Below are 2,633 nucleotides of genomic sequence, written 5' to 3' on the forward strand. Positions count from 1 at the left end.
CGGCGGCCAGCGCCAGCGCCTGGCCCTGGCCCGCGCGGTGGTGGGCCGCCCGCGCTTCCTGGTGCTCGACGACCCGCTCTCGGCGCTCGACGTGCACACGGAGGCCCTGGTGGAGGCGGCCCTGCGGCGCGTCCTGCGGGACACGACGGCCCTGGTGGTCGCCCATCGCCCGTCCACGGTCCTGCTCGCCGACCGCGTGGCGCTGCTCTCCGGCGGCCGGATCACCGCGGTGGGCACGCACCAGGAACTGCTGCGGGAGAACGCGGAGTACGCGTGGCTGATGTCGGGGACGGCGGTCTCCGGATTTGCGGATGTACAGACTGAGGCGGGCGTCGGGTCCGCGGAGGGGAAGGGCCTGCGATGAGCGCGTCCACACCGGCGTCACGGACCACGGGGCCGGACGAGGAGGATTCCCCCGCGCAGGATGCCGGTCGCCCCGAACCGGCCCCCGGCGAGCGCGCCGCCCCCGGCAAGGGATCGGTGCCCGGAACCCGCGGCAAGGGGTCAGCACCCGAAACCCCCGGCAAGGCGTCGGCGTCCGCGCCCGCCGACGCCGCCGAACCCGCAGACCCCGCCGACGACTTCGACCAGGACACCCTTCCCGCGCCGTCCGGCGCCACGTCCGCCCTGCTGCGGTCGCTGCTCTCGCCGCTGCGCAGGCGGGTCGTCGTCGCGACCGTGCTGCTGCTCCTCCAGCAGGCCGCCGTGCAGGGCGGGCCGTTGCTCGTCGCGTATGCCATCGACAGCGGTGTGCCCGCCGTCCGGGGCGGTGACTACGGGCCGCTCGTGGCCGTCGGCATCGGGTATCTGCTCTGCGCGGGCGCGTCCGGCGGGTTCCAGTACGCGTTCATCGTGGCCTCCGCCCGCGTCAACCAGGACGTCCTGCTCGATCTGCGCGGCCGCATCTTCCGGCACGCGCAGGCCCTCAGCGTGGACTTCCACGAGCGGTACACGTCGGGGCGGCTCATCTCCCGGTCCACCACCGACGTGGAATCCCTGCGGGAACTCCTCAGCGAGGGGCTCCAGGAGCTGATCACCGTCATCCTGTCCTTCGTCTACATCTCGGTGATGCTGCTCTGGCTCGACCTGAGCCTGGGCGCCGTGGCCGTCGCGTCGTTCGTGCCGCTCTACCTCCTCGTACGCCGCTACCAGCGCCGCGCAGGACCGCTCTTCGGGAAGCGGTCCACGGCGATCGCCTCCGTCATCGTGAAGTTCGCCGAGACGATGAACGGCATCCGCCCGGTCCGCGCCTTCCGCCGCGAGCGGGCGAACGAAGAGGAATTCGGCAAGCTCAACCGCCATCACGAGCGGGCCAACGGCGACGCCATGCTGGAGATGGCCCGCTACGTGGTCGGCTCCCGGCTCGTCGCCAACACGGCCGTCGCCGGCATCGTCCTGTGGGGCGCCTACCGCGTCACCGAGGACACCCTCGCCCTCGGCGTCCTCGCCGCGGCCGTGCTGTATCTGCGGCGCCTGTACGACCCGATCGACCGGCTCGGGATGTTCCTGAACTCCTACCAGTCCGCGGCGGCCTCCCTGGAGAAGGTCGCAGGGCTGCTCGCCCAGACCCCCTCCGTGCCCGAGCCCCGCCCCGACCGCACCCGGAAGCTGCCCGCCCTGGCCTCCGAACACCCCGGCCGCGAGGTCGACTTCGACGGCGTGCGGTTCGCCTACCGGACCGGCGGCGAGGTCCTGCCCCGCTTCGACCTGACGCTTCCCGCCGGGCAGACCGTCGCCGTGGTCGGCTCCACCGGCGCCGGCAAGTCCACGCTCGCCAAGCTCCTGGCCCGCTTCTACGACCCGACGGAGGGCCGGGTCCTGCTCGACGGCGTCGACCTGCGGGGCCTCGCCAACGCGGAACTCCGGCGCGGGGTGGTCATGGTGACCCAGGAGGCCTTCCTGTTCTCCGGGACGGTCGCCGAGAACATCGCCATCGGCCGCCCGGACGCCACCCGCGAGGACGTCGAGCAGGCGGCGAAGGCCATCGGCGCGCACGACTTCATCGCGTCCCTGCCGGACGGCTACGACACCGACGTACGCAAGAGGGGCGGCCGTATCTCCGCAGGCCAGCGCCAGCTCGTCGCCTTCGCGCGGGCCCTGCTCGCCGACCCGGCGGTGCTGATCCTGGACGAGGCGACCAGCTCGCTCGACATCCCCGGCGAGCGTGCCGTGCAGCGGGCCATGCACACGGTGCTCCGCGGCCGGACCGCGGTCGTGATCGCCCACCGGCTCTCCACGGTGGAGATCGCCGACCGGGTGCTCGTGATGGAGCACGGCCGCGTCGTGGAGGACGGGACTCCGGCCGAACTCATCGCGGGCAGCGGCTCGTTCGCGGATCTGCACCGCGCGTGGCGGGACAGCGTGGTGGGTTAGGCGCGGCCTCACCGTACCTGCCCCGCGCCCGCCCGCGCCCGCTCAAGGGAAGGGGCCGGAATCAGCCACACCGCCTCGCGTGCCCGGTGAGGGGCTCCCGTCGAACAATCGGGAGCCCCTGACCTTGAGCGACCCCTCCGTATATCGAACGTGAGCCACCGGGCAGCGGACCATTTCCGGCCAACTCTTGACGCACTCCTGACAAACAGAGCGCGCCGGTGCCACTCTTCCCCTCGATTCCCGGCACCACCGTGTTGCAC

Annotated in this window: 2 protein-coding genes; both read left to right on the forward strand. The window is 72.7% G+C overall.

Going from position 1 to position 2,633, the window contains the following annotated elements; all coding sequences use genetic code 11:
- The coding region (locus tag ACQKIP_RS44770) for an ATP-binding cassette domain-containing protein (protein ID WP_427745625.1) at window positions 1-364 on the forward strand (364 nt) is incomplete at its 5' end.
- Entirely contained in the window at window positions 361-2,373 is a 2,013-nt protein-coding gene (locus tag ACQKIP_RS44775) for an ABC transporter ATP-binding protein (RefSeq protein ID WP_365867013.1), read from the forward strand. The genes ACQKIP_RS44770 and ACQKIP_RS44775, both read left to right, overlap by 4 nt.
- Window positions 2,374-2,633: the final 260 nt, after the last annotated feature.

Source organism: Streptomyces sp. NPDC059900 (genome assembly GCF_050270335.1).
In the GTDB taxonomy this organism is placed as follows: Bacteria; Actinomycetota; Actinomycetes; order Streptomycetales; family Streptomycetaceae; genus Streptomyces.